This window comes from Chryseobacterium sp. CBSDS_008, assembly GCF_049959325.1.
Taxonomy (GTDB): domain Bacteria; phylum Bacteroidota; class Bacteroidia; order Flavobacteriales; family Weeksellaceae; genus Chryseobacterium.
Genome location: NZ_CP188202.1, coordinates 4,795,472 through 4,821,687, shown reverse-complemented (window position 1 = coordinate 4,821,687; position 26,216 = coordinate 4,795,472). Strand labels below are relative to the sequence as shown.

21 protein-coding genes are annotated in these 26,216 nt (G+C 38.3%); 6 read left to right on the top strand and 15 right to left on the bottom strand.

Annotated elements, in window-relative coordinates:
- Nucleotides 1–4: 4 nt before the first annotated feature.
- From truB to ACP3T3_RS21750, 4 genes are all read right to left on the bottom strand, one after another.
- On the bottom strand, nucleotides 5–703 hold the full coding sequence (truB, locus tag ACP3T3_RS21765) for a tRNA pseudouridine(55) synthase TruB (protein WP_426477788.1): 699 nt from the start codon (nucleotides 701–703) through the stop codon (nucleotides 5–7).
- Between the two features lie 24 nt (nucleotides 704–727).
- Entirely contained in the window at nucleotides 728–1,546 is an 819-nt protein-coding gene (locus tag ACP3T3_RS21760; RefSeq protein WP_426477787.1) for an undecaprenyl-diphosphate phosphatase, read from the bottom strand.
- 113 nt (nucleotides 1,547–1,659) lie between these two features.
- A complete protein-coding gene (locus tag ACP3T3_RS21755) occupies nucleotides 1,660–1,956 on the bottom strand; it encodes a DUF3098 domain-containing protein (protein WP_426477786.1) in 297 nt (98 codons plus the stop codon).
- 2 nt (nucleotides 1,957–1,958) lie between these two features.
- Complete coding sequence (locus ACP3T3_RS21750) at nucleotides 1,959–2,858, bottom strand: cell division protein FtsX (protein WP_114821147.1); 900 nt, start codon at nucleotides 2,856–2,858, stop codon at nucleotides 1,959–1,961.
- 91 nt (nucleotides 2,859–2,949) lie between these two features.
- Between ACP3T3_RS21750 and rsmA the strand changes: the two genes are divergently transcribed.
- On the top strand, nucleotides 2,950–3,720 hold the full coding sequence (gene rsmA, locus ACP3T3_RS21745) for a 16S rRNA (adenine(1518)-N(6)/adenine(1519)-N(6))-dimethyltransferase RsmA (protein ID WP_426477785.1): 771 nt from the start codon (nucleotides 2,950–2,952) through the stop codon (nucleotides 3,718–3,720).
- A 130-nt stretch (nucleotides 3,721–3,850) separates the two neighbouring features.
- Here rsmA and ACP3T3_RS21740 read toward each other — a convergent pair whose 3' ends face one another.
- From ACP3T3_RS21740 to ACP3T3_RS21705, 8 genes are all read right to left on the bottom strand, one after another.
- A complete protein-coding gene (locus tag ACP3T3_RS21740) occupies nucleotides 3,851–6,208 on the bottom strand; it encodes a choice-of-anchor L domain-containing protein (RefSeq protein ID WP_426477784.1) in 2,358 nt (785 codons plus the stop codon).
- Between the two features lie 285 nt (nucleotides 6,209–6,493).
- Nucleotides 6,494–10,081, bottom strand: coding sequence for a choice-of-anchor L domain-containing protein (locus tag ACP3T3_RS21735; protein ID WP_426477783.1), 3,588 nt, complete (start codon nucleotides 10,079–10,081; stop codon nucleotides 6,494–6,496).
- Nucleotides 10,082–10,250: 169 nt separating this feature from the next.
- Nucleotides 10,251–12,611 (bottom strand): choice-of-anchor L domain-containing protein, encoded by a 2,361-nt coding sequence (locus tag ACP3T3_RS21730; protein ID WP_426477782.1) that lies wholly within the window; start codon nucleotides 12,609–12,611, stop codon nucleotides 10,251–10,253.
- A 196-nt stretch (nucleotides 12,612–12,807) separates the two neighbouring features.
- Nucleotides 12,808–13,374, bottom strand: a complete 567-nt coding sequence (locus tag ACP3T3_RS21725) for a DUF1003 domain-containing protein (protein ID WP_426477781.1) — start codon at nucleotides 13,372–13,374, stop codon at nucleotides 12,808–12,810.
- Between the two features lie 11 nt (nucleotides 13,375–13,385).
- Nucleotides 13,386–14,156: a TIGR02757 family protein gene (locus tag ACP3T3_RS21720; protein WP_426477780.1), complete on the bottom strand. Its 771-nt coding sequence runs from the start codon at nucleotides 14,154–14,156 to the stop codon at nucleotides 13,386–13,388.
- Nucleotides 14,157–14,163: 7 nt separating this feature from the next.
- A complete protein-coding gene (locus tag ACP3T3_RS21715; protein WP_426477779.1) occupies nucleotides 14,164–15,078 on the bottom strand; it encodes a ribonuclease Z in 915 nt (304 codons plus the stop codon).
- A 68-nt stretch (nucleotides 15,079–15,146) separates the two neighbouring features.
- Nucleotides 15,147–15,722, bottom strand: coding sequence for an RdgB/HAM1 family non-canonical purine NTP pyrophosphatase (rdgB, locus tag ACP3T3_RS21710; RefSeq protein WP_426477778.1), 576 nt, complete (start codon nucleotides 15,720–15,722; stop codon nucleotides 15,147–15,149).
- Between the two features lie 43 nt (nucleotides 15,723–15,765).
- Nucleotides 15,766–16,596 carry a CPBP family intramembrane glutamic endopeptidase gene (locus ACP3T3_RS21705; protein WP_426477777.1) on the bottom strand — a complete coding sequence of 277 codons (831 nt, stop codon included), beginning with the start codon at nucleotides 16,594–16,596 and terminating at the stop codon, nucleotides 15,766–15,768.
- A 275-nt stretch (nucleotides 16,597–16,871) separates the two neighbouring features.
- Here ACP3T3_RS21705 and ACP3T3_RS21700 point away from each other — a divergent pair, with 275 nt between their 5' ends.
- From ACP3T3_RS21700 to ACP3T3_RS21685, 4 genes are all read left to right on the top strand, one after another.
- A complete protein-coding gene (locus ACP3T3_RS21700; RefSeq protein ID WP_426477776.1) occupies nucleotides 16,872–18,467 on the top strand; it encodes a peptide chain release factor 3 in 1,596 nt (531 codons plus the stop codon).
- A gap of 105 nt (nucleotides 18,468–18,572) precedes the next feature.
- Nucleotides 18,573–19,100 carry a helix-turn-helix domain-containing protein gene (locus ACP3T3_RS21695; RefSeq protein WP_426477658.1) on the top strand — a complete coding sequence of 176 codons (528 nt, stop codon included), beginning with the start codon at nucleotides 18,573–18,575 and terminating at the stop codon, nucleotides 19,098–19,100.
- Nucleotides 19,088–19,930, top strand: a complete 843-nt coding sequence (locus tag ACP3T3_RS21690; RefSeq protein ID WP_426480002.1) for an IS3 family transposase — start codon at nucleotides 19,088–19,090, stop codon at nucleotides 19,928–19,930. The genes ACP3T3_RS21695 and ACP3T3_RS21690 overlap by 13 nt, the downstream gene beginning before the upstream one ends.
- Before the next feature lie 330 nt (nucleotides 19,931–20,260).
- Nucleotides 20,261–21,205, top strand: a complete 945-nt coding sequence (locus ACP3T3_RS21685) for a DUF4349 domain-containing protein (protein WP_426477775.1) — start codon at nucleotides 20,261–20,263, stop codon at nucleotides 21,203–21,205.
- Nucleotides 21,206–21,386: 181 nt separating this feature from the next.
- Here ACP3T3_RS21685 and ACP3T3_RS21680 read toward each other — a convergent pair whose 3' ends face one another.
- Both ACP3T3_RS21680 and ACP3T3_RS21675 read right to left on the bottom strand, forming a co-directional pair.
- A complete protein-coding gene (locus ACP3T3_RS21680) occupies nucleotides 21,387–21,752 on the bottom strand; it encodes a hypothetical protein (protein ID WP_426477774.1) in 366 nt (121 codons plus the stop codon).
- Nucleotides 21,753–21,773: 21 nt separating this feature from the next.
- On the bottom strand, nucleotides 21,774–22,913 hold the full coding sequence (locus ACP3T3_RS21675) for an acyl-CoA dehydrogenase (RefSeq protein WP_426477773.1): 1,140 nt from the start codon (nucleotides 22,911–22,913) through the stop codon (nucleotides 21,774–21,776).
- A 335-nt stretch (nucleotides 22,914–23,248) separates the two neighbouring features.
- Here ACP3T3_RS21675 and ACP3T3_RS21670 point away from each other — a divergent pair, with 335 nt between their 5' ends.
- A complete protein-coding gene (locus ACP3T3_RS21670; RefSeq protein WP_426477772.1) occupies nucleotides 23,249–25,027 on the top strand; it encodes an AMP-dependent synthetase/ligase in 1,779 nt (592 codons plus the stop codon).
- A 146-nt stretch (nucleotides 25,028–25,173) separates the two neighbouring features.
- On the opposite strand, the gene ACP3T3_RS21665 is transcribed toward ACP3T3_RS21670, so the two are convergent.
- Nucleotides 25,174–26,133 carry a hypothetical protein gene (locus ACP3T3_RS21665; protein WP_426477771.1) on the bottom strand — a complete coding sequence of 320 codons (960 nt, stop codon included), beginning with the start codon at nucleotides 26,131–26,133 and terminating at the stop codon, nucleotides 25,174–25,176.
- Nucleotides 26,134–26,216 lie beyond the last annotated feature (83 nt).

Below are 26,216 nucleotides of genomic sequence, written 5' to 3'. Positions count from 1 at the left end.
TATTTTATAGACCTTCAAATCTGTACTCGCTATTCAAGAACTGATCTGTGGCGTCTTCAATAGTATAATCACCGATTTTTGTACGCCTTAATTGAGTCAGATAAGCTCCCACACCCAATTCCTGCCCGATATCATGTGCAAGGCTTCTGATATATGTACCTTTTGAACAGCCTACCATGAAACTTACGAGAGGAAAATCTATTTTAATATCTTTAATATAATGAATAGTTGTTTTTCTTGCCTTCATTTCCACTTCTTCACCTGCTCTTGCAAGGTTATAGGCTCTTTCACCATCAATTTTAATGGCTGAGTAAACCGGTGGTTTCTGCTCGATTTCTCCAACGAATTTTTCCAGCACTTCTTTTACCTGTTCTTCCGTAATATGAGAGATATCCTGATGAAGGATTTCAGGCTTTTCGGTATCATAGGATTCTGTCTGTACACCCATCTTGATCTCTGTCCAGTATTCTTTAGGAGCATCCTGGATCTCAGGAATTTTCTTTGTGAATTTCCCGCAGCAGACAATAAGAAGCCCTGTAGCTCTGGGATCTAAAGTACCGGCATGTCCTATTTTAAATTTTTTAGGAAGATCGAATTCCCTTTTTAGTTTATATTTCATTTTATTGACAGCCTGGAAGGAAGTCCAGTCCAACGGCTTATCCAATAAAAAAATGTATCCTGATTTCAGTTCTTCAGCAGTCATGAATGCGTATAAATGAATAATTTCTTATTTAAAGAAATAAAAATAAATCAACAGAGCAACTCCAACAAAAATACGGTACCAGCCCCAAGGTTTAAATCCGTATTTATTAAGCACTCCAATGAATGCTTTGATAGCGATAAGTGCCACGATAAACGCGACAACATTTCCTACCACAAAGATCATAATGTGATCCTGTGAAGACATAATCATTTCATATCCTTTCTGCGGGTTTGCCGTTTCTTTTCCCCAGGTTTTCACAAAAACGGAGTATACAGTTACCGCCAGCATCGTAGGTACAGCAAGGAAGAAAGAGAATTCTGCAGCTGCTTTTCTGGTAAGCCCCTGTGTCATCCCTCCAATAATAGAGGCTGCACTACGGCTTGTACCGGGCATCATCGCAAGACACTGCCAAAACCCAATAGTAACTGCTTTTCTTATGGTAATTCCTTTTTCATCGTCAATTGTAGGATTCTTAAACCATTTGTCGGCAAACAGTAATACAATACCTCCCAAAACCAATACTGAAGAGATGGCAATCTGATTCCCGAGAACGGCTTCAATTTTATCATCGAATAGGTATCCCAATACCAATGCAGGAACTACAGCAAAGGCAAGCTTGAAATAGAACTGGATATTGTTTAAGTCAAAAAACTTTTTCCAGTATGCCACTACTACAGATAAAATGGCTCCAAACTGAATAGACACCTGAAACATTTTTAAAAATTCTGTTTCTTCCAACCCCATAAGATTCGCTGTGAATCCCATATGCGCAGTAGAAGAAATCGGAAGATATTCTGTCAGTCCTTCTACAATGGCAATAATAATTGCTTTGATTAAATCCATATTCCTTTAAAAAATTAAAAAGATTAAAAAATTTAAGAATTTAAAAAGACCGGCTCGTTGACTCAAGTCTTTCAATTCTTAAATTTTTTAATCCTTAAATAAAATTATTTTATTTATTTTCTTTTTAAGATCGCGTATACTTCTATTACAAATCCGATAACAACAAACAGAGGTGCTATTCTGATTCTTCTGATAGAGAAGATATCGTCATTCCATGAGTTAGGATCAAGTTTTCCATCTACCGTATTGGCATCAGGCCCCATCATCAGTAGAAATCCTACTACAATAAATGCCAATCCTATCAGCATCCATTTGAAGTTCTGCTGCCCGAAGTAGAAAGCGTTTTCCTGTGGTACTTCTGCCTCACGTCCAAAGTCTGAAGCGGAAAATTTATTTGTTTTTTTGCTCATTATTAAGAGTAATATAAATCGTCAACGTTTGATTTTAAGAATCTCCATGTAGCGAAAATGGTACTTAAGACAGAAATAAAGATTCCTACTCCAAGTACCAGGATAACCAACCAGAAGTACTGGTTATTGTCCTGTACAAAAGCAGATCCTATCTGGCTTGTGAAATAATACCAGACTCCTCCTAATGCAAGAAGACCAATTACGGAACCGATAGCTCCCAAAATAATAGCTTCTACAATGAAAGGTTTAAGGATAAATCTTCTTTTCGCACCTACCAGCTGCATCGTTTTAATGATAAATCTCTTCGAGAATATTTTCAGACGGATAGAGTTGTTGATCAATACCACTGCCAATATCAGAAACAGGACTGAAAATCCTAAGATCCACTTTAGGATTCTGCTCAGGTTATTGTAAACATCTACCATCAGGGTACTGTCATTTTTAACATCGATAATTCCCGGAACCGATTTGATTTCTTTAATAGCTTCATCAATTTTTGCTGGATCAACGAATTCCGGTTTCAGAGCAACTTCAATGGAAGATGGAAAAATATTTTCTTCGAACAATGCATCACTGTCAATTCCCATCGTTTTCTTGGCTTCTTTTGCCGCCATATCCCTTGAAATATACGTTGCTTTTTTTACAGGAGCTAATAACTGTACTTTTTTAAAAGTTTCTTCCTCCAGTTTCGCAATTTTTACAGAATCTTTAGCGTCATAGTTTTCATCAAAGTAGGCGTTCACCACCAACTGTTCTTTGATATAGTCAGAATACTTCTGGGCATTAATCAGAATAAGCCCCATTAATCCTAACAAAAATAACACTAAGGCAATACTTATCACTACTGTAATATTGCTGGACCGAAGCCTTTTCTTATTAAATTCATCTACAGATTTAGCCATTAATATTAAAATTTTTGGCTAAAATAGAAAAAATCTTCCGAAATTTGGGACGAAATAAAGAAAATCACTGTTAATAAAATCATAAAAAACTTTGAGTGTAAAAGCAAAAAAACATCTTGGACAGCACTTCCTGACAGATGAAAATATCGCAAGAAAAATCGTAGAAGGTCTTAGTTTTGAGAACTATAATAACATCATGGAAGTAGGCCCGGGAATGGGAGTTCTTACCAAATATCTTCTCGAAAAGGATCAGAACATCTATCTTGCAGAAATCGATACAGAGTCTATCGAATACCTGAAAAAAAATTATGCGGAAGTAACTGAGGAAACTTTTGCAGGAGATTTCCTGAAGCAGGACTTCAGTTTCATCAAAGATGATCAGATTGCCATCATTGGTAATTTCCCGTATAATATTTCATCTCAGATCTTGTTTAAGATTGTAGATCATTATCAATTGATTCCTGAAATGGTGGGGATGTTCCAGAAAGAGGTGGCAGAAAGAACGGCAGCTGTTCCGAGAACTAAAGATTACGGTATTCTTTCGGTTCTGATACAGGCTTATTATGATGTATCTTATATGTTTACGGTGCATGAGAACGTGTTCAATCCGCCGCCAAAAGTAAAATCCGGAGTCATCAGGCTTACAAGAAATCCTAAGGAAGGGCTTGCAGGCAATGAAGTACTGTTTAAGCAGATTGTAAAAACAGGATTCAACCAAAGAAGAAAAAAGCTTTCCAATGCATTGAAATCCCTAAATATTCCTGAAGCATTGAAAGGCCATGAATTTTTAGAGAAAAGAGCGGAAGAGCTTAGTGTTGCAGATTTTATACATTTTGCGAATCTCTGGAAAGAAAATCAATAAATCATTTATCATAAAAGCTCCTTTTGTCAGGAGCTTTTATTGGATCAAGCAGAATAAATATCTTTTAATAAAAGTAGAAAGCCTTTCAAAATACATTCGAAAGGCTTTCTTTTATAGTACATTATCAATTTTAGTTTCTGTTCTTCAGCATAATCCATCCTGACCAGTTCATCTGAGCTTTTGATTTTGGATACTCAAAATTAAACTTATACCAGTATGTTGCTGTAGGAAGTCTCTTACCACCTACTGTTCCGTCCCAGATAGGATTATCTTTTGAGAACCTGAACATTTCTACTCCATATCTGTCATATACGGAACCTGTAAAGTTTTTAAAGTCTCCAAGAGCTTTAAGATCCAGTACATCATTGATTCCGTCTTCGTTCGGAGTAATAATATTGTTGATCTGCAAGGTAAAGAATTCAAGAGATCCAACGCAGTGTGTCCCTACTCTTCTTACTAAAACAGTATAATTTGTATTATCCAAAAGGTTGGTAAATACGTTGGAAGTCTGCCAGCTGATTCCGTTGTCAATAGAATACTCTAAAGTACTTGGTGTATTGTTCATCGGCGGGTTTTCTGCAGTAATCGTTACTGTCTTTTTGATGCTTTCATAATTTAAAGCGGTAACAAAAGGGGTAGCGGCTCCCATTACTTTGGCTTCAAAAACTTTTTTACAGATACCGTTATCAATTTCCACGGTGTAAATACCCCATTGGTCTACATTAATTTTCTGGGTGGTAGCTCCTGTACTCCAAAGATATTTGTAGCCTTGTCCTGCTCCTGCATCAAGAACCACTGTATCACCGATACACATTTCAACATCTTTTAATGGAGAAGTAATTTCGGGGGTAACTTCAATTCTTATGGTTGCCGGATTCAGAGATTTACAGCCTTTTGTTCCAATCGCATATACTGTAAATGTTGTAGTCTGATATAAGGTAACCGTCTGCATATTGCCTGCTCCCATAAAATTACTCCACAGATAAGTATCTCCTCCTTCAGCAGTAAGGGTTACAGATTCTCCCGGACAGATTTTTATTCTGGAAGCTTTTACTTTAGCCGTTGGCGTTACTTCTTTCAATAATTTCAGTTCAACCATTTTACTACAGAATGCTCCGTTGGAAACCACAACGTAAAGAATCTGGCCATCATTACCGTTATAATTCAATGGAGTCTGAATATAATTATTGTTCTGGGCAATAGCATCAGCCTGGTTTTCGTAGAACTTAAAGATCGCTCCCGGCGTCGGACTTATAGTGGATGTAATGGTACTTAAATCAAAAGTAGTAATATCCGGAGTGGTACATAGCAGCAATGTTGCATCCTGGGCCAAAGGAGTTGTTCCCCCGTGAATTTGTATCGATGCTTTGCCCGGACATGGGTTACCCGGAACACTTACCTCGATGGTATAAGTACCAGGCTGTACCGCCGTAATGGTATTGGTAGTGGCATTAGGTACCGGTGTCCCGTTATAATACCATTGGTAGACAAGGTTAGGGTCATTTACAGAAGCTGTAATTACCTGAGGTACGTTATCACATACATTGATATCTGAAGGTAATTTCGTTCCTGCCGGATCTAAAAGATCTACCCCGATATTGAATGATCCTCCTTCCAGGAATACCGCAGAGTCATAACTGTGGTCACTGAAATCGGCAATTACCATTTTGAAGTGGTATTGCTGTCCCGCTACTACTGTTGCAGTAGCAGTTAATGGAATTGTTCTTCCGTTAAAGTTGGTTTCAACGTTACCGGTGTTATATCCTCCAAAGTACTGTTCGTTTACTGCACCACAACTGGAACCGATTGCTGGGTGGATATTTGTAATACTTACGGGTCCTGCTCCACCAGGAAGTACAGCCATATTTACATACGGTCCTCCCGAAGTGGGTCTAAGTAAGATTGCAAATGCATCTGCAAAGGTACAAGGGAATGAACCTGTATATTCTTCTGATGCTATCAGATAATTAAATTTAATCTGCGAGGTTGTCGGAACGAAGTCAAATTCCAAAAGAACAGCATCATTCAGTCTATTTTCCACGACCCCGATTACCTGTGCAAGATCGGCATCTGATCCTCCACCGTTAACATCATTAAGTCCATCTTCAAAAGCATTACCCGCTCTTCTTGCAAACCCTGTAGAAAGAATAAGACCGTCTTTAAAAGGGAAATTGGTTGCAGCTTTATGAAAATATCCCCAAGCTCTGTTGGCATCACTTGCAGCATGATTAGGAGTAATTTTCACATTGGTGACGTTTGGAGTCAGACATGTATTGGTTCCTGATGAAATTAATACATCTTTTACCATTTTCTCAATAGTATAGCTGGACTCAGGGTATGACGGGGCATTCACGTCAATAAAAGCTCCTGCTCTTCTGGACAGGGAGGAACTGGTTTTCTTTACCGGTTTCCTTGGAGTAAGATTTTGTGAAAATAAAAAAGTCGAGACGACTAAAAAAAATAAACAAAGCGGTAGATATCTTCTCATAATATTTTTGTTTCAACAAATTTAATTTTTTTTTAAATATCTCATACACATATTTATATTTTTTACAATAAAAAAACAAAATAAGAACGTTTTATAGTAAATTTTCGCTAATCAATCCCTATGCGGACAAATGGTAAATAATGTGGTAACATCGTGTTATAAATTGTTTTAACAAATTTTAACCTAAGTCACATAATTCACAAAATATGATAACGTTTATTCCTATAAACAGCAAAATCTTTCATTGCTGAAAGACTTTGCTGTTTATTTTTTATTTAAGAATATTTAGTTTCTATTTTTCAGAAGAATCCATCCGGAGCGTTGTTCCAATTTTTTGCTGGCTGGATTTTCCCACTGCACCCTGTACCAATAAGTTCCTGTGGGAAGATTGATTCCTTTCATGGATCCTCTCCATATCACATCCCCTTTACCTGCCTTAAATACTTCGGCACCATATCTGTCAAAGATAGAAGCTGCAAAATCTTTATATCCGCTGATTCCTGAAAAATCTATGGTATCATTTATACCATCCATATTAGGGGTAATGGCATTACTGATCACTAGTGTAAAATAGTCCAGTGAAGTACCGCATTTAGCACCTTTCACTCTTACCATTACAGAATACATGGTATTATTTAAAACACCTGTAAATATATTTGATGGCTGCCAGGTCAATCCTCCGTCTATGGAAAATTCTAATACGCCTCCTGTAGGATTACTCGCTGTAAGCGTAAGAATATGATTGTCATAAACAATATTGGTAAACTGCGGCAGATCAGGATTAATCAGCTGAGCTGAGAAAGTTTTGGAACAAACTCCATTACTGATTGTCACAGAATACGTGCCGGGAATATTAGTCGTTATGGTTTGGGTAGTTGCTCCGGTACTCCACACATAAGTATAGTTTGGCCCCGAACCGGCATCCAGAGTTCCTTTATCGCCGGCGCAGACAAATACGTCTTTTAATGTAGAAACAATTGCCGGAACTACTTGAATGGTTACTTTAGCAGGATCCACAGAACTACATCCGTTTCCTCCCAATGCATATACTGAATATTCCGTTGTTACTGTAGGAGTAACCACTTGTGTATTTCCGTTTCCGATAAGGCCATTACCCCAGTTATAGGTTATCCCTCCGGAAGCGGTCAATGTTACAGATTCTCCTTCGCAAATTTTCAATTTAGATGCTGTAAGACCGGCTATCGGTGGCCCTACCTGAACTGTGACACTTGCCGGCGTTGCAGAAATACATCCGTTAGCTCCAACGGCAAATACCGTATACGTGGTAGTCACGGTAGGTGAAACCACCTGAGTATTTCCGTTTCCGGTAAGGCCATTACCCCAGTTATAGGTTACCCCCCCGGAAGCGGTCAATGTTACAGATTCTCCTATACAAATACGAGGTACTGATGAAACAACAGCAGCCACTGGTTTTACCTTATCCTCTTGCACAGTTACTGTTGAAGTATATGTACAGCTCAGGTTTCCCGGCTGGGATACGTTAGTAACCGTTAAAGTATATGTTCCGCCGGCGCTTACCACAGGCGTAAGTGTATTCCCTCCTGATACGATAGTTCCTCCTGTTGTTGTCCAGGCAATAGTAGATCCTGCAGGGACTACAGATGCCGAAGCATTGATTGTAATCTGAGGGGTTGTACAGGTAATTGTTTGCGGTGCCGCAATGGTAAGAGTAGTTTGAGCCGTACTTAATAATTGCAGAGACACCACATAGCTGCAGCCCCCGTTGCTTACCAATACATAAATGGTCTGGTTTCCTCCCGGCGGCGTATAGGTTGTAGGAGCGGCAATAAAGTTTCCGTTTGCAGCATTGGCATCAGCCTGATTGACATAATAAGTAAAAGTAACTCCAGCCGTTGTCGTAATCTGAGGCTGAGCTTCTGTAAGATTATAAGTTAATCCCGGCTGATAACACTTATGTAATGTTGCATTTTGTGCTGTAAAAGGTTCTGAAACTTCAATTGTTATAGTGGCAGGATTTTGAGATACGCAACCATTAGCACCCACTGCTGTTACAGTATAAGTAGTGGTAACAGTAGGTGAAACCACCTGCGTATTTCCGTTTCCGGTAAGACCATTCCCCCAGTTATAGGTAGCTCCTCCAGAAGCGGTAAGTGTTGTAGAATCTCCTTTACAGATTTTTATTTTGCTTGCCGTAAGCCCGGTAACCGGCGGAGCACTGTTTCCTGTCACGGTTACAGTTCCTACTGCTGTACAGCTGATATTTCCAGGCTGATACACTTTTGTAATAGTTAAAGTATAGGTTCCTGCAGCATTAATCACGGGATTTAAAGTAGTTGCTCCTGAAACAATATTTCCTCCTGTAGTCGTCCAATTGAAAGTAGCTCCTGCCGGGTAAACTGAAGCTGATGCATCCAGTGTAGTCTGAGAGCTATTACAGGTAAGCACTGCCGGAGGGGCAATGGTAGGTATCATCTGTGGAGCTTTTACCAGTTGGAGTTGTGCTACTTTTGCACAGAAACCATTTGCTACTCTTACATATACTGTTCCTCCCGCACTCGGATAAGCTGTTGAATTAGGAATTGTATTAGCATTTCCTGCATTGGCATCTGCCAAAGTGGTATAATATGAAAACACAGCTCCGGGAGTGGTACTTATTGAAGTCTGTGCTGATGTTAAATTAAAGGTGGCATTTCCGGCGGCATAACAGGCTGTTAATGTCGCATTCTGTACCGTAGGAGATGTTCCGCCTACCACAGTGATGGTAGCTTCTCCCGGACAAGAATTCCCCTGAATAAACACCTTAACGGTATATACCCCCGGCTGTATAGCAGTATAACTTGCATTGGTTGCCCCCGCAATCGGATTGGCACCCAGATACCACTGGTAGGTAATGTTAGGTCCCTGAACAGAAGCTGTAAAAGTCTGGGGAGCATTATCACACATATTTACAGATTCAGGAAGCTGCACTCCTGCCGGATCCAGAATTTTCACCCCGATATCAAATGATCCTGCTTCAAGAAATACAGCCGAATCAAAGTTAGGATCCTGATAATCTGCAAGTACAATTTTAAAATGATATGTTTGTCCAGGAATTACTGTTGCCTTTGCAGTCAGGGGAATGGTACGCCCATTAAAATTGGTTTCGATCTGGGCTGTATTGGTTCCTCCGTAATAGGCCTCATTCTTAGGCCCGCAGTTTGGATATTGCGGATGGATATTGGTAACACTTACAGCTCCCGCTCCTGCCGGAAGCACTGCAAGATTGGTATAAGTAGGATCAGATGCCTTTTTTAACAGCAAGGCAAAACCATCTGTGATGGTACAGGGAAAGTTTTGCTGATATTCTTTAGAAGCAAATAGATATCTGAAAGTAATTTCAGTAGAAGCTGCCACAAAATCAAACTCTATAGAACTAGCATTGGTCAGATTATTATTACCGATTGACAAAGCATTTGCAAGATCTACGTCCCCTCCGGGTCCCAGGTCATCACTTAAAGTTCCCTGGAAAGTATTCCCTGCTTTATTGGCATATCCGGTAGAAAGTATAATCCCTTTGCTGAAGGGAAAATTGGTATTTGATTTATTAAAATATCCCCAGCTTCGGTTCTGATTGGTGGCAGACAGGTTTGGAGACACGGTTACATTGCTTACACTCGAACTCGTACAGGTGGTACCTCCTGATATAAGAACATCGTTTATCAGCTGAGTTATAGGATAGCCGGATTCCGGGTAGCTTGGTGAATTTACGTCGATAAAAACACCTGCTCTCAAAGAAGCAGCATTAGGTTTTGCAGCAATTTCTACCCTTCCTCTATTTTGAGCCAAAATAAAGTTTCCCATGAAAGCTAAAAATAACGCTAAAAATAAATTTCCTCTCCTCCTATTTAACATTTTATATTATTTTAAACAAAAATACTATTTTTTTTGATTGAAATTCAAGTTAACACAATTTACATTATTACTAACGCAAATTTATTTATGTTAGAATATCAACTCTGTTTATTTTAAAATAATAAAAAAAAGACTGACAAAATTGTCAGTCTTTCAGTTATCGTTTAAATTACTCTATATTTTTAAGCAATATCCATCCTGTTTTCACAGTAAGCTCTTTACTCGCAGGATCTTCAAAGGTAATTTGGTACCAGTATGTTGAAGTAGGAAGCTTTTTGCCCTGGAAATATCCATCCCAATACGGCCTGATCTTCTCTGCTTTGAACACTTCTCTTCCATAACGGTCGAAAACCCTTCCGCTGAAATCTTTATAATTTATCACTCCGCTGAAATCAATGATATCATTAATATTATCTCCGTTTGGAGTAATTACATTTTTCATAACGAAGGTAAAGAATTCAAGGAAACCTACACAGCTTGTAAATTTAACCCTAACCCTGATCGAAATGATCTTATTTTTAGGGACATTACTAAATACATTTGAGGACTGCCAGGTAACGCCGTTATCTACTGAATACTCAAGAATACCGTTACTTGGATTACTTGCTGTAAGGATCATGGTTCCATTCTCATTATAATCCACTTTTATCACTTCAGGAATCACGGCTTTGATCACCTGAGTTTTGAACTCTTTGGAACAAACTCCGTTACTGATTATTACCGAATATTCTCCCGGAGTATCTACTGTAATACTCTGGCTTGTTTCACCAGAACTCCACTGATATGTGTAACCGGGCCCTGAGCCGGCATCTAAGATAATTTTATCACCCTGACAGATATGGCCGCCTTTTAAGTTGGATACAATAGCCGGTACCACTTCAATTGTAATACGTGCGGGCTGAAGAGACTTACATCCCTGGGCTCCGACAGCATATACTGTATATGTAGTGGTCTGAGTTGGGCTTACAGTTCTTATTCCTCCGGTAGCGGCTGCAGAATCGGCCCACTCGTATGTCACACCTCCAGAGGCTGTTAATACTACAGATTCACCGGCACAGATCTTTAATCTTGCTGCTGTAAGTAAAGCGGTTGGCGTTTCTTCTTTTCTTAAGGTTAAAGTGGCAATTTTACTACAGAAGGCTCCGTTGGAAACCAGCACATACAATATCTGTCCATCTGTTCCCGGATAGTTGGTAAGGTTGGTAATATAACTGTTGTTTTGAGCCTGTGCATCAGCCTGATTGGCATAAAAACGAAATACCGCTCCCTGTGTTGTACTGATCAGAGGTTTTGCCGTTTCTAAATTAAAACCAGTCACTGAAGGTGTTGTACAGAGTTTAAGTTCCGCATTCTGTACAGTTGGGCTCGTTCCTCCGATAATTGTAATGGTTGCTTCACCAGGACACTGATTCCCCGGCACCATTACTTTTACAGTATACACTCCCGGTTGGGTAGCTACATAAATAGCACTGGTTGCCCCTGGAATAGCCACTCCATCTTTATACCACTGATATGTCATTCCCGGAATTGCTGCTACCTGTGCCTTTAGCTGCTTTGGAGTATTGTCACACATATTGATAGTTCCCGGTAAAACCGCCCCTGCTTCGTCTACAATTTTAATTCCAACATCAAAAGATCCTCCTTCCAGGAATACCGCGGAGTCATGGGAAGGGTCTTTTGCATCTGCCAATACCATTTTGAAATGGTATGTCTGCCCTGGAATTACATCTGCAACAGCTGTTAAAGGAGTTGTTCTTCCAAAATAATTAATTACCAGATGTGGATTTGCCAAAGCCCCGAAATAACTCGCATTGATAGGTCCGCAGCTGAATCCATTTCCTGCAGGAACAATATTGGTGGCACTTACAGGTCCTGCCCCTCCGGGCAATACAGCCAGATTGGTATAGTTAGGATCTCCAACCTTCTTTAGCAATAACGCAAAGGCATCGGAATATCCTGTACAAGGATAATTGGAAGTATATTCATCGGAAACGAATATATAATTAAATTTCACCTGATTGGAATTCGGAACGAAATCAAATTCAAGAGCTACGGCATCCGTTAAGCTGACGTTGGCTCCGGTAGCTGCTACAAGATCTGCATCACTTCCTGTTCCTACCGGCTGTCCAACAGCCGACACATAGGTATTACCTGCTTCAGAAGCATATCCTGTAGTCAGAACAATTCCATCCGTAAAGGGGAAACTGGTTGTTCCTTTATGAAAATATCCCCAGAACCGGTTGCTGTTTGTCACATCATGATTAGGAGATACGGTAACATTGGTAACATTGGCTGTGGTACAATTGGTACCGCCATTGATCAAAATATTTTTTACCAGCTGCTCCGGAGTATAATTTGAAGGGGTATAAGGAGGTACATTCACATCTATGAATGCGCCAGCTCTAAGACTGGCTGTAGAAGGTTTTATCTTTTCTGATTTTCTGACTGGTCCCGTTTGAGAAAATGCAGAAGCAGAAATCAATAAAAAAGAAAAAAGGAAAAAATAGTTTTTTAGTCTATAAATTAACATTTTGTTTTCATTTGTTCAAATGTAGCAAAAATAATTAAATGAAATAGGCCTTTAACATTACTATTTTATAAATAGACAGGTAGATTCATAACATTTTTTTCTTATTGTTACATTTTCCGCAAATGGCATAAAAACAGAAAAATCAGACTATAAAAAAACAGACCAATAGTTTGGTCTGCCTTTATTGGTATTGCCCTTATTCCGGCTGTGTATCCTCTTTTTTCAACTGATCTATTTCATTCTGCAGCTGGGAGATAATATCTTTTAAAGCTTTTATTTCGTTCTTGTTTGAGCTTACATTGCTCTTCAGTATTGCATTTTTCGCTCTTTCATTGTGATCTTCTTCCTCTTCTTCTTCGTTGATTTCTTCAATATCTTCCTGGATATCTTCAATATCTTCATTGATCTCTTCAATGTCTTCACTAATTTCTTCGATATCCTCACTGATCTCTTCAATATCTTCCTGAATATCTTCAATATCTTCGCTGATCTCTTCAATATCTTCCTGGATATCTTCAATCTTCTCATGGCTTTTATTCACAGACATCTGAATGAAAATAGCCAGATAAATAGCTTCCAGAGAAAGTACCGTCGTAAGAATAAGGAGCATCTTGTCAAAATCAACGATATTCAGCATCGGAAGCAAAAACGAAGTAAGGAATAACAGGGTATGTACGATCAGAGACTGAATAGACCCTATCCAGGATGTAATACTGTCTGCTATTTTTTCAAGAACTTCTGTTTTTTCGTTATATTTCTTCATCCTTTATATTTTTACAACAGTTCCTTAGTGACTCCCAATCCAAACAATGCAAAATCATATTTTGCAGGATCTTTTTCATCAAATTTCCTGATGGCGATATCCAGTTCTTCCACCGTTTTCCAGTCATTCTGTGTTCTGGAAACCAACCCCAGTTTTCTGGAGATATTTCCGGTATGCACATCGAGGGGAATGGAAAGGTGTTTCTGATCTATATTCTTCCAGATTCCAAAGTCTACCCCTCGTTTATCTTTACGCACCATCCACCTCAAAAACATAATAATCCTTTTGGCAGAAGAATTTTTATAGGGTGAGCTGATGTGTTTATGACTTCTGTGCTTTTCCGCTTCCAGAAAGCTATTTCTGAATCTTTCTATCGCATGGAGAAAATTATTCTCTGTTTTTTTTACTTCAAATAAGCTTTCCAGACTTTCGTTTTCTTTATAAATCCTGTTGAACTGTCTGATAAAATAAGAAAAATCCTGCCCGTTGAAAGTTCTGTGAATACTTTTATCCTGAATATTTTTTAGCTCTTTTTCTGAATAATTCATTACAAAATCGTACGGAGAATTTCCCATAATATCAAGCATTTTATCCGCAGAATTAATGATAGACTTTCTGTTTCCCCAGGAAATTGTGGCTGCCAGAAACCCTGCAATCTCAATATCCTGTTTTAAAGAAAAACGATGCGGAATCTGTATCGGGTCATTTTCAATAAAATCAGGCGCATTGTACTGATCAGCTTTTTCGTTGAGAAAATCTCTCAGTTCTTCAAATTTCAGCATATTCATTTTAAATCTTTACACTTTCCAGTGCTTTTGGCAAAAATGTATTGGGAAAGATATTTCTTGCTTCATCGGTAAATACGGTCAGATCACCATATCTGTTGGAAAAGTGACCTAAAATCAGTTTTCCAACCTGGGCTTTCTGAGCAATCGTAGCCGCTTCTAAGGCTGTGGTATGGCCTGTATAATCTGCCATTTCCTTCAGATCATGTAAAAATGTGGATTCATGATAAAGTAGCGTTACATTTCTAATAATCGGAATTACACTTTCAAGATAGCGGGTATCACTGCAAAATGCATACGATACTGATGGAGCGGGCTCCAGCGTCAGGATTTCATTTTTAAGAACATAGCCGTCACTCAGTACAAAATCCTTCCCTGCTTTTATATTGTGATAATCACAGGTTTCAATCTCGCTGTACTTAGCGATCTCTTTCATATTAAGATGCCTGTCCTTTGGTTTTTCTTTAAAAAGATAACCATTACAGTAAATTCTGTGATCCAACGGAATTGTATATACTTCTATCCTGCTGTCCTCGTATATCTTTTCAGAATAATCTTTATCCAGCTCATGATACACCACTTCAAAACCACGGTGGGTTTCTGTAATCTGAAAAATGGTTTCCAGCATCTTTTTAATACCTTTCGGGCCGTAGACATGCAGCGGCGTTTCTCTTCCCAAAAGACGGAAAGAAGCAATAAGCCCCGGAAGCCCGAAACAATGATCCCCGTGAAGATGGGAAATAAAGATATGATTGATTTTTGAAAATCTTGCTTTTGCTTTTCTCAGCTGTACCTGTGTACCTTCTCCACAATCAATCAGGAAGAGTCTTTCTTCCATTTCCAGCAGCTGTGCTGTGGGTGACGTATTAATGGTCGGAATCGCTGAATTAAAGCCTAATATTGTTAAATAAGTACTCAAATCAATAATTTATTATAACAAATGTACAACAGAAAATCTAAACGGGCCTTTTGCCCTGATATTTAAACCTAATCGGTTATTTTTAAAAAATCCATAAATAAATCTAATGCCTGTTTACGGTGGCTGATTTTATTCTTATCTTCAGGATCCATTTCTGCAAAGGTTCTTTCATGCCCTTCAGGAACAAAAACGGGATCATAACCGAAGCCTTTAAAGCCTTTATTTTCTGTCAATAAATTTCCGTGCGCTCTGCCTTCAAAATATTGAGCTCCGTTTTCATCATAATAACACAGAACCGTTACAAAATAAGCCTTTCTGTTTTCAATTCCCTGCATTTCTTCCAATACTTTTTCAATATTTTTTGCAAAGTCATGATCTCCTGCATAACGGGCAGAAAAGATACCGGGTCTCCCATCCAAAGCCTCTACTACCAGGCCGCTGTCATCTCCCAAACTTGGTACACCAGTTTTCTCGAAGCAGTATTTAGCTTTGATCAGCGCATTGGCGTGAAAAGAATCTCCATCTTCCACAATTTCTTCGTGAATGTTGTAATCGGTAAGGCTTTTCACAACGCAGCCACTTCCCAGGATCTGTTGAATTTCTTCTTTTTTATGTGCATTGTGTGTAGCTACTAATAATTCCATTTCTATATTCATTTTCAATTTTACTTTTTTTCAATCCTGCTGATTACATTTCAGCATAATGTACTTTATATTTCTTCACAAAAAGATAATAGAACAAGCTAAAAAGTGCAATTCCTACAGCCAGTACAATCCATTCTGATATATGAAGAACCTTTGCAAAACTTTCATCTTTGCCGTAAAGTACCAATAGCGAAAGGGTTAAGTTATTAAATGCATGCAGCAATATCGGCATCAGTAATGACTTTGTTTTATAATAAACCAACCCCAGCACACAACCCAGCATTATGGCACTGATAAACTGCCATGGATTTCCGTGAACCACCCCAAAAATAATAGAGGCATACAGGATAGCTTTCCAGGGTGCTACCCCTTTATTGATTAACCCTTTCTGGATTATTCCCCTGAATATTATTTCCTCAAAAACCGGGGCCATAATCACTGTCATAATGATCATCACGACCGGATTATCTGTTAACTGGCTCATCAGGCGGGTAAAATATTCATAAAAATCACCAAAAAAAGGTCCTGTGGTAGGAATCTGGGCAGCAATAAATTCAGCAATAAACATCATTCCTGCCATCATTGGAAAAATAAGCAGATAAGTGGAAAAGTTTACCGATGATAAATTGAAGTTAAGCTTCTTTTGTGTGGTACGCCTTACAATAAAAAAATCAAAAAAGGCAATAGCAGTAAGAAATCCTGCGGAATTTGCTACCATCAGAAACCAGTCTTTCAGTTCAAGGTTTTCTTTGAAAACAACTTTCCAAAAAGTGCTGAATAAAGAAACAGCCATTGTTCCCACGAATAATCCAACCACCAAAACAACACCGCCAATCCATGTGAAGGTAAACTTCGGATATTTGCTATTTCCCATCCTTTCTCTGTAAAAAGTTTATTAGAAACAAAGATAATTTTTTTGCCTGCTACAGGCAACTAAAAAAGGAAATTCTTATTTTCAATCTATAGCGATGAATAGCATAAATTTATGAGAGATGGTTTAATCTAATGAACAGATTACAACTATTGATATTATTTACTCATTCCCTCAAACCCTCTTAACTACTCACACTCTAACCTAATGAGCATTGTTGTAATTTAAATTTGAAAACCTCGCAAAAAATCACGATTTTTGCAGCTTCAAAATACGATATGTCAGACTTAATCAAAGAAATACAAAAAAGAAAGACCTTCGGGATCATTTCCCACCCGGATGCCGGAAAAACAACTCTTACGGAAAAGTTACTTCTTTTCGGGGGGGCTATCCAGGAAGCAGGTGCGGTAAAATCCAACAAAATAAAAAAAGGAGCTACCTCCGACTTTATGGAAATCGAAAGACAGAGAGGAATCTCTGTGGCCACTTCCGTATTGGCTTTTGAATATAGAGACCACAAAATCAACATTCTTGATACTCCCGGTCACAAAGACTTTGCTGAGGATACCTACAGAACATTAACGGCTGTAGATTCTGTAATCGTTGTAATTGACGTTGCAAAAGGGGTTGAGGAGCAAACTGAAAAGCTGGTTCAGGTCTGCAGAATGAGAAACATTCCGATGTTGGTTTTCATCAATAAACTTGACCGTGAAGGTAAAGATGCTTTCGATCTTTTGGACGAAGTAGAACAAAAACTGGGATTAACAGTTTGTCCGCTTTCTCTTCCTATTGGTATGGGAAGCGATTTCCAGGGTATTTATAACATCTGGGAAAACAATATTCAGCTATTCCTGGAAGAGAAAAAACAGAAAGTTGGAGATTCTATTAAGTTTGATGATATTAATGATACTTCCATTGATGAAGTTATTGGTGAAAAAGCGGCAACAACTTTAAGGGAAGAGCTTGACCTGATTCAGTCTGTTTATCCAGAATTTAACCGTGAAGATTATATGAAAGGTGATCTACAGCCGGTATTTTTCGGTTCCGCTTTAAATAACTTCGGAGTTCGTGAATTATTGGACGCTTTCATCGATATTGCTCCGATGCCACAGCCGAAAGAAAGTGATACCCGCCTGGTAAAACCTGAGGAAAGCACTTTCACAGGATTCGTTTTCAAAATCCATGCGAATATGGATCCTAAGCACCGAGACAGGCTTGCTTTCGTAAAGATTGTTTCAGGAACATTCAGGCGAAACGAAAATTATTTACTGGTAAGAGAAGGTAAAAAAATGAAATTTTCCTCTCCCAATGCATTCTTTGCAGATAAAAAAGAGGTGGTGGAAGAAAGTTTCCCTGGAGATATTGTAGGTTTACATGATACCGGAAGTTTCAGAATCGGTGATACACTGACTGGTGGAGAAAAATTAAGCTTCAAAGGTATTCCAAGCTTCTCTCCTGAACATTTCCGTTATATCAACAATAATGATCCTTTAAAAGCCAAACAATTGGCAAAAGGTATCGATCAGCTGATGGATGAAGGGGTTGCACAGTTATTTACGCTTGAAATGAACAACAGGAAGATCATCGGAACCGTGGGAGCTCTTCAGTACGAAGTGATCCAATACCGTCTTGAACATGAATATGGTGCAAAATGTACTTATGAACCTCTATCCATGCACAAAGCATGTTGGGTAGAAGCAGATGAAAAATCTGAAGAGTTTAAAGAATTCGCAAGATTGAAGCAGAGATTCCTGGCCAGAGATAAATACAATCAATTGGTATTTCTTGCAGACTCTTCTTTTACGATTCATATGACGCAGGAGAAATTCCCGAATGTAAAGCTGCACTTCATCAGTGAGTTCAGAGAAAACTAAGAACTAAAACAGACAAAATCGCAAAAAATCGCAATTGTTTTAAATATAAGATCCGCAGAAAATGGACTGCCCCCAAAAAGTTAGACGCTTTTTAGGGGCATTTTTATGTATAAGAAAGAAAAATTTAGTATTGATTTCAAATTGGAATGTATTGAACTTCATTTAGGTTCCCATCGTTCCATAAAATCAATTGCATTAGAAAAGAGTTTTAATGAATCTAATCTTCGCAAATGGCTTGGATTTTATAACAAGTACGGAATCTCAGGACTACAACCTAGAAAAAACAGAAGCTACTCCCTGGATTTCAAGATTAAAGTTTTAAAAGCCATCGAAACAGAAGGTATCTCACAAAGGGAAGCATGTATCCGATTCGATATCGCAGCTCAGTCTACAGTATTGAGCTGGCAGAGGGATTACGAAAAAAGTGGTATTTTAGGGTTAAAGAATACCCCCAAAGGAAGACCCAGGATTATGAGTGATTACAAACGTAAGAAAAGAAAGTCGGATAAGCCATTGACCAGGGAAGAAGAACTTTTACTGGAAAATGAAAGACTGCGAGCTGAAATTGATTTTCTAAAAAAGTTAGACGCCTTAACTCTCAAAAAGAACAAGCAGAGGCCATCGAAGGATTAAGGCGAAAATATGACCTGTCGCTCCTGCTGGATTGTACAGGTATGGCCAGAAGCAGTTTCTATTACCATCAGAAAGCTCTTGATAAAAAGGGTAAATATGGAGAAGTAAAAACTTTGATAAAACAAATTTATCATAGGCATAAGGGTCGGTTTGGATATCGTCGTATTACCTTGATTATGAATCAACAAGGAATTATAATTAATCATAAAACGGTCTTAAGACTGATGAAGACCCTGGGATTGAAAAGTATCGTTAGGGTTAAAAAATACAAATCTTACCAGGGAGAGCAAGGCAGGATAGCGCCAAATATTCTGAAGAGGAACTTTAAGGCAGATCAGCCAAACAGAAAATGGGCCACTGATGTGACAGAATTTAATGTCTCGGGCAGTAAATTGTACCTTTCGCCGATAATTGACCTTTACAATGGCGAGATTATCAGTTACGATCTCTCGGAAAGGCCTGTCTTTACGCAGGTTGTGAATATGCTCAAAAAAGGGCTCAGAAAAATTAAGAATACTGAAAACCTCATCATCCACTCTGATCAAGGCTGGCAATATCAGATGAAAGCCTATCAGCAGCTGTTAAAAGAAAAAGGCATTATCCAAAGTATGTCCCGCAAAGGAAACTGCCTGGATAATGCGGTAATAGAAAACTTCTTTGGAACTTTAAAATCTGAAATGTTCTATACTAAGAAATTTAAAACCATTGATGAGCTCAAAAAAGAAATAAAGAAGTATATCAATTACTACAATAACGACAGGATAAGACTTAATCTAAAAGGAAAGAGCCCGGTACAGTACCGAACTCTTTCATATAATAATATTGTTTAATTTTGTCTAAACTTTTGGGTGCAGTCTAAATTCTGCGGATTTTTTTATGGAATGCTGTCTGAAACCACCCCGTCAAAAATTCTTTGAATTTTCGCTATCCTTGCAGAGGATGGGAATTTTTAGATTTCCGAACAAATATTTGATGAAAACACCGGGTTTTCTATTCATTTCAAAGCTTGGAACACATAAAAACGCTTTGTAAAACATTTGTAAAACAGATACAAAATACTGATAATACAATAGTTAAAATTTTACCAGCACAATACAGTCCATTTACAATCTTTACAAGAGCTTCCCTTCTAATTTTACTTCATCAAAAAAATTAATCTTATGAAAAAGTTCATATTACTTGTTGCTGTATCAGGCACTTTCATTATGTGTAAAAAAGGAGAAGCTGCACCGGATAAAATCAATGAAGCCATCCATACAGCAGACAGCGCTGCGACAGTTGCTGCAGAAGCTATTGATCATGCAAATAAAACAGCAGATAAGGTGCTGGATTCTGCCAGCATTAAAATAAAAGATTTTGAAGATACCAAGGACGATATTCATCAAAAAATAGAAAACACCTCTAAAATGGTTGACTCTTTATCTGATAAAATAGCCAATACAAAACTGGAATCCAAAATAGAAAAAAAAGATTCAGCAGAAAAGAAATCTGAAAAAATGGCTGTAAAAGCTCCGGCTCCAAAAGTTATCAAAGAAACCAAAATCATTTATAAAGAAAAGCCTAAAAATGACAGCTATGAACTGAATATGCCAAAAGATAAAATGGTAAAATCGGGATACCTGGTTATAAGAGCCGAGAACTCTGAGACAGTTAAAGAAATCATCAGGGAAGAGGCTAACAGAAATAATGGTTACATCAAAAGCGAAAATCTTTCTTATGTGGAATCTGCCAGCCCACGCGGAGAGGATCAAAAAATTTACAGCCTGGATATCAAAGTTCCTATGCAGGACTTTGACGGGTTAATGGACGCGATCAACAGCAATATCGGGGATATTGACACTAAAGACATTCAGGTTTCAGGACATACCTATGCAGACAATACGATCTGTACGATCAATGTAAATATCAGTGATAAATCAAAAGCAGAAAATGAACCTAAAACTTTCGGTGGAAAATCACTGGCAGCCATTGAGTCAGGCTGGGATGTTATTACTTCTGTTTTCCTGTTTATTCTTCCGTTGTGGCCGCTGTTTCTTATCGCTGCTATTGGATATTACTTTTATAAAAAGAAAAATAAAGACATTCCTGATAACAATTCCCATTAAATTTTCATGCCGGATTTTTTTAATATTTTTTTAAGGGCTAATAGCGTTTCGAATCAATTTTATGCTTAAATTTATGAATAGAAATGAAGTTCAAAGTCAACATTGAAAATTTTATTTCATATATTAATATTTTGTGATTTGGTGTAAAAATAAGACCCTCAATTTGAGAGCCTTATTTGTTTTATTTCATGTTCACTATTTTGTCTACGACAAATTTTGTATTTCCTCTCCACGGAAGAGCACCATTATACTCCTTGTAATGCAGGTCAAAAGTTTTACCGCTGTTGATTTCCAGTTGTTTGAAAACTTCGGGGTCATCCACAGAAAACTCAAACTCATAGCTTGTAATCGTTCCTCTTTTTCCGCTTCCAAAACCTTCCTGAATCAGCTTACCTTCATACGTTTTGAAGATATAGCCTTTTTTCATGGCATAGTTCAGGTACCCGGATTTTACTCCTTCCCCGAAAACAAAGTAGTACTTATACCAGACAAATACTCCCAGTAACAACAGTACGACACCGAGGGTGATCCACAAAGATTTTTTCATAGTAGTGTGTTGTATAAAATGTTATTTTGCGATGCTTCTTGAGATCACGATTTTCTGGATTTCAGAAGTTCCTTCATAGATTTGAGTGATTTTTGCATCTCTCATTAATCTTTCTACGTGATATTCTTTTACGTATCCGTATCCGCCGTGAATCTGTACGGCTTCAATGGTAGTATCCATGGCCACCTGAGAAGAGTATAATTTTGCCATAGCTCCGCTTTCAGAGATATCTTTTCCTGCATCTTTTTCACATGCCGCTTTGTAGCAAAGCATTCTTGCTGCTGTGATCTGAGTTGCCATATCCGCCAGTTTGAATGCGATAGCCTGGTGATTGATAATTTCAGTTTTGAAAGCTTTTCTTGTTTTAGCATATTTCAATGCCATTTCGTAAGCTCCTGCAGCAATACCTAAAGCCTGGGAAGCAATACCAATTCTTCCTCCGTTCAGTACAGCCATTGCAAAATTGAACCCGAATCCGTCTTCACCGATTCTGTTCTCTTTTGGAACTTTTACATTATTGAAGATCAAAGAGTGTGTATCACTTCCTCTGATTCCTAATTTGTCTTCTTTTGGTCCGATTTCAAAACCTTCCCATCCTCTTTCTACGATAAAAGCATTGATCCCTTTGTGTTTTTTCTCAGGATCCGTCTGTGCAATTACAATATAATAAGAAGCTGTTCCACCATTGGTGATCCAGTTTTTGATACCATTTAAAAGGTAATAATCTCCCTTGTCTTCAGCAGTTGTTTTCTGAGAAGTAGCATCAGAACCCGCTTCCGGCTCAGATAATGCGAATGCACCAATGACCTGACCGCTTGCCAGTGGCGTAAGATATTTTACTTTTTGTTCTTCAGAAGCAAATTTTTCAAGACCGGCACAAACCAATGAATTGTTTACAGACATTACAACAGCTGCAGAGGCATCCACTTTTGCAATTTCCTCCATGGCAAGCACGTAAGAAACGCTGTCCATACCTGCACCTCCGTATTTTGGATCTACCATCATTCCTAAAAGTCCCATTTCGCCCATTTTTTTCACCTGCTCAGTAGGGAATTTCTGGTCACGGTCTCTTTCAATCACTCCAGGTAAAAGTTCGTTCTGTGCAAAGTCTCTTGCTGCCTGCTGAATCATCAGCTGTTCTTCCGATAAATTAAAGTCCATAAAAAAATAATTAGATAGCCGTAAATTTACACTTTTTAAGCAAATCTGAAAAAATTAAATTGAAAGCCGGAAAAAAGGCAGTTTTAGGGAGGTTTAATGATAACGGATACCCATTTCGGGATTCAGGATAATGAGTTAACCGGACAATATAAATATGTGGAGAAAAATAAACCTTATAATTGAAAATACAAAATCGTTCTTTCAACGCTCCCTGCCTTCTTTTCGATACATATGCTATGGCAAGCATTTAACTAATTCCTAATTATTACGCTCAGATGTTTTCAATTAAAAAAAATGCTTATATTTAAATTTCTTTATAAATTACGTAAAAAATCATGACGATCAAGAGATTATTCGATATTCCGCACTATGCTTTAGAAAAATATCCTAAAACGGATATGTTCGTAACGAAATATCATGGTGAGTGGAAAAAAACTTCTACCCAGGAGTTTATTAATGAGGGAAATAAGATATCCAGAGGACTGTTGAAGCTGGGCATAAAACCGGGAGATAAGATCGCTTTGATTACTACCAATTCCCGTACGGAATGGGCTATTATGGACTTTGGACTTTCACAGATCGGAGTCGTTTCAGTACCGGTATATCCAAGTATTTCTCCGGAAGATTATGAATTCATCTTCAACAATGCAGAAATTCAGTACTGTTTTGTTTCTGATAAGGAGCTATTGAATAAAGTAATGAAGGTAAAACACAACATTCCGAGTTTGCAGGGGATTTTTACTTTTGACAATATCAGTGGTGCTGCCAACTGGAGAGAGATCCTGGATCTGGGTAAGGATGAATCTACACAAATTGAAGTGGATGATCTTTCCAATGCCATTAATACGGAAGATCTTGCCACTATTATCTATACATCCGGAACCACCGGAAGACCTAAGGGGGTAATGCTTACCCATAATAATATTGTTTCAAACGTATTGGGATCTATTCCAAGGATTCCAAAGAAAAGAAGTCTGGATTATAAGGAGACCAGAGCATTAAGTTTCCTCCCTATCTGTCATATTTTTGAAAGAATGCTGTTCTATTTGTATCAGTACAATGGTTTTTCTCTTTATTTTGCTGAAAGCATTGAGAAAATGGGCGAAAACGTAAAAGAGGTGAAGCCACATTATATGACCGTGGTACCGAGGCTGGTAGAAAAAGTATACGACAAAATTTACAATACAGGATCTTCTGCCGGAGGATTAAAATCAAAAATCTTCTTCTGGGCACTGAACTTAATCAGTAAAAAGAAAACAATTTCAAAACCATCCGGACTTCAGGAAATCATTGCAGATAAACTTGTATTTTCTAAATGGAGAGAAGGTTTAGGTGGTGAAATCGTGACTTTGGTATCGGGATCTGCTGCCTTATCTACAAGGCTCAACTTAATGTTCCAGAATGCAGGAATTCCTATTCTGGAAGGTTATGGCTTAACAGAAACCTCACCGGTAATTTCTGTAAACAGCTTTGAAAAAATGAAAGTGGGAACGGTAGGAGTTCCATTGGATAATTTAAAGGTAAAAATTCAGGAAGATGGTGAGATTACGGTAAAAGGACCGTCTGTATTCAAAGGATATTTCCAGAATGATGAGATGACCAAAGAAGCTTTCACAGAAGACGGATTCTTCAGAACCGGAGATATCGGGCATATCGACAGTGACGGATTTTTACAGATCACCGACCGTAAGAAAGAAATGTTCAAAACATCCGGTGGAAAATATATTGCTCCTCAAACGATTGAAAACCTGGCAAAAGCATCTAAATTTATCGAACAGATCATGGTGGTAGGCGATGGTGAAAAAATGCCTTGTGCCCTGGTACAGCCTGATTTCGAATTTGCAAAAAGCTGGGCTATGAGAAACAACCTGAACATCGGGTCTACACCGGAAGAGATTGCGGAAAGCCCTGAACTTAAGCAAAGAATTGAAAAAGAAATCGAGGGTATCAATGAACATCTTGGAAACTGGGAAAAAATCAAAAAAATTGAACTTACTCCTGAAGTATGGAGCATCGAAAGCGGGCTCCTTACTCCAACATTAAAACTGAAAAGAAAAGCGGTAAAAGAGAAGTTTATAGCTTTGTATAATAAGATGTATGATCATCAGGAATAAAAAAAAGAGTTAGTCTCACAACTAAATGATGTGGGTTGAGAATCTCCTGTATGAAAACCATTCTCCGGCAGGAGGTCGAGAAAAATCATAAAAAAAGTCCGTTTTCACTAATTGTGAGACGGACTCTTTTTTATGCTATTTGATTCTTATAATTTTTTCAGACTGAAATGACGGGATTCAGACACACCCGCGGGTGCCTGTGACTGTACGGTTCCTGTAGCAGAGTCAAAAGCTCCTCTATACATTGTTAAATGAATAACATCACCTGCAGTTAAATTTACCAGGCAATGGAATGAAATTGGTGTATTTCCTGCACCAGCGACAACCTGTCCTATGTTTGCACGGGTACCGGCAATAACGTTAGCTAAAGCCGTTCCATTCTTTGCAATACCCAGATTAACTCCAATGTTACTGCTGGTCCCCGTAGTACCTCCAGCTCCGAAATAAGACAGCGCATCCAATTCATAGATACCTGTTTCATTAATGATAAAACGGTTGTTTACAGCATCCCAGGTGGCCGTTGACCCCTGATTGATTTGTACTTCACCCGCAGTAAAAGGCAATACCTGTGGAATACCGGAATTAAAATTGGCTGTAGAAGGTAAATTATAAGTAGAGTTTGTCGACATACCGATTATAGTATTAATAGAACTAGTAGGATTGGTAACTATTGCTTCCCAGGTGGTCACACCTCCTGCAGCACCATTACTTATGAGCATCACAAACCAGCCCTGTCCTAAACCGATGGAAGATACGGGAAGACCCGTCTGATTATCAATCAGTTCACTTCCATTAGCCGTTACAGCTACCGTAGATGTACCCGTGTTTTTAATATAATACACGCGTCCCTTGATATTTCCCTGAGCGGGATAAGCAGCAACCGCTGCCGGCAGTGTTATGGTACCCGCTGCGCTTCCGTTATAGGCAACATAGTAATCTGTAATACTCATATTATAATTCGCTGATGTCAAACGGTACTGCGCTGAAAGGCTTCCGTTAATTTCCAGTGTACTGCCCGGTATCATTGTATTGATACCAACATTCCCTACCTGTGCTTGCAAGCAATAGCTTAGAAGAAATAAAAATCCTATTAATAGTTTTTTCATGATATATAATTTTTGGTTGTGCAAATTGAATATCAGAATATCCAAATGATACTATTTATAAAAATCATTCTGAACGTGTCAAT

What these genes read in the sequence shown, in the direction of transcription:
- truB (WP_426477788.1), bottom strand. Translation starts at nt 703, where the DNA reads ATGACTGCTGAAGAACTGAAATCAGGATACATTTTTTTATTGGATAAG.
- ACP3T3_RS21760 (WP_426477787.1), bottom strand. Translation starts at nt 1,546, where the DNA reads ATGGATTTAATCAAAGCAATTATTATTGCCATTGTAGAAGGACTGACA.
- ACP3T3_RS21755 (WP_426477786.1), bottom strand. Translation starts at nt 1,956, where the DNA reads ATGAGCAAAAAAACAAATAAATTTTCCGCTTCAGACTTTGGACGTGAG.
- ACP3T3_RS21750 (WP_114821147.1), bottom strand. Translation starts at nt 2,858, where the DNA reads ATGGCTAAATCTGTAGATGAATTTAATAAGAAAAGGCTTCGGTCCAGC.
- ACP3T3_RS21740 (WP_426477784.1), bottom strand. Translation starts at nt 6,208, where the DNA reads ATGAGAAGATATCTACCGCTTTGTTTATTTTTTTTAGTCGTCTCGACT.
- ACP3T3_RS21735 (WP_426477783.1), bottom strand. Translation starts at nt 10,081, where the DNA reads ATGTTAAATAGGAGGAGAGGAAATTTATTTTTAGCGTTATTTTTAGCT.
- ACP3T3_RS21730 (WP_426477782.1), bottom strand. Translation starts at nt 12,611, where the DNA reads ATGTTAATTTATAGACTAAAAAACTATTTTTTCCTTTTTTCTTTTTTA.
- ACP3T3_RS21725 (WP_426477781.1), bottom strand. Translation starts at nt 13,374, where the DNA reads ATGAAGAAATATAACGAAAAAACAGAAGTTCTTGAAAAAATAGCAGAC.
- ACP3T3_RS21720 (WP_426477780.1), bottom strand. Translation starts at nt 14,156, where the DNA reads ATGCTGAAATTTGAAGAACTGAGAGATTTTCTCAACGAAAAAGCTGAT.
- rdgB (WP_426477778.1), bottom strand. Translation starts at nt 15,722, where the DNA reads ATGGAATTATTAGTAGCTACACACAATGCACATAAAAAAGAAGAAATT.
- ACP3T3_RS21705 (WP_426477777.1), bottom strand. Translation starts at nt 16,596, where the DNA reads ATGGGAAATAGCAAATATCCGAAGTTTACCTTCACATGGATTGGCGGT.
- ACP3T3_RS21700 (WP_426477776.1), top strand. Translation starts at nt 16,872, where the DNA reads ATGTCAGACTTAATCAAAGAAATACAAAAAAGAAAGACCTTCGGGATC.
- ACP3T3_RS21695 (WP_426477658.1), top strand. Translation starts at nt 18,573, where the DNA reads ATGTATAAGAAAGAAAAATTTAGTATTGATTTCAAATTGGAATGTATT.
- ACP3T3_RS21685 (WP_426477775.1), top strand. Translation starts at nt 20,261, where the DNA reads ATGAAAAAGTTCATATTACTTGTTGCTGTATCAGGCACTTTCATTATG.
- ACP3T3_RS21680 (WP_426477774.1), bottom strand. Translation starts at nt 21,752, where the DNA reads ATGAAAAAATCTTTGTGGATCACCCTCGGTGTCGTACTGTTGTTACTG.
- ACP3T3_RS21675 (WP_426477773.1), bottom strand. Translation starts at nt 22,913, where the DNA reads ATGGACTTTAATTTATCGGAAGAACAGCTGATGATTCAGCAGGCAGCA.
- ACP3T3_RS21670 (WP_426477772.1), top strand. Translation starts at nt 23,249, where the DNA reads ATGACGATCAAGAGATTATTCGATATTCCGCACTATGCTTTAGAAAAA.
- ACP3T3_RS21665 (WP_426477771.1), bottom strand. Translation starts at nt 26,133, where the DNA reads ATGAAAAAACTATTAATAGGATTTTTATTTCTTCTAAGCTATTGCTTG.